We start from the raw sequence: 1,093 nt of genomic DNA on the forward strand, positions 1-1,093 counted from the left end.
CCGGTTTTTTGTTAACCATTTTAACGGGATTGATTGCTTACTGCCTTAAAGAGAAAAAGCCATCACTGAAAATTTTCTACTCAGAAGAAGATATTTCAGTAATAGCTTAAGCGGAATTGGGGTTAACTAAGGATCGTATACTGGTTTGTATCTGGAAACTGCATAGCAGTAACCCAGATATCTCGTTGGTATGGTGATAATGAAATGTAAGTCGAGTTCGCGTATATCACAGCCTTGTCCTTGTGTTTGTGTTTGTGTTTGCCACTCGAAAAATAGTAATGATATTTGAACATTTGAATAAATTACTTTCTCTTATTAACATTATTCTGCATAAGAAAAAATACCAGTAAAATCAATTTCTCTAGAAACTCCATACTTTATTGGTCAGCTAAATAAAATAGATATTACTTATTAATACAATAATAATAACTAAAATTTAAAAATCTATATACATCGCTTTAATTATCATCATTATCAAAATTTTCACTTATTTAATAAAATTTGATATAGTGATTATTTATTCAATTACATCAACAAAATAACATAAATTCACTTTTAATATGTTGGTACATTGACGGCTAAAATTATACCCCTTTACCAAGGCAACATAAAAAACATATAAATAATTTCATTAAAACAAGCAACTATAAGCCATGAATAATAATTTAATAAATCTTTCTTTTTTAAATTTTTGTATTTTTAAAGAAATAACACAAAAAAAATAACATCTATGACAGAAATAACTAAAGTATAGATTTCCAAATAAAATATTTAATATTATAACCATATATTGACGCCACGATTTGAATATACGAATTCATAACATATTGCGTATTATCACGAAGAAATATCACTTCCTATCATTTATGGAGATCAGTTTGTGCGACTATTGCGTATTCCGATGAAAATGAACGGTCATTCTGACAGAACGCGAACACATTATTTCCGGTCGTGCGCCAATAGTTAGATAACCCCAATTCCGCTTAAGCTATTACTGAAATATCTTCTTCTGAGTAGAAAATTTTCAGTGATGGCTTTTTCTCTTTAAGGCAGTAAGCAATCAATCCCGTTAAAATGGTTAACAAAAAACCGG

Annotated in this window: 2 pseudogenes; one reads left to right on the forward strand and one right to left on the reverse strand. The window is 29.0% G+C overall.

The features are described 5' to 3' along the window. Window positions 1-110 (forward strand): annotated as a pseudogene (locus tag AACS92_RS21785) (IS982 family transposase); the annotation flags it as partial. Window positions 111-983: 873 nt separating this feature from the next. Here AACS92_RS21785 and AACS92_RS21790 read toward each other — a convergent pair. Continuing rightward, window positions 984-1,093, reverse strand: a pseudogene (locus AACS92_RS21790) (IS982 family transposase); the annotation flags it as partial.

The sequence above is a fragment of the Xenorhabdus sp. KJ12.1 genome, assembly GCF_963876495.1.
GTDB classification, from domain to species: domain Bacteria; phylum Pseudomonadota; class Gammaproteobacteria; order Enterobacterales; family Enterobacteriaceae; genus Xenorhabdus; species Xenorhabdus stockiae.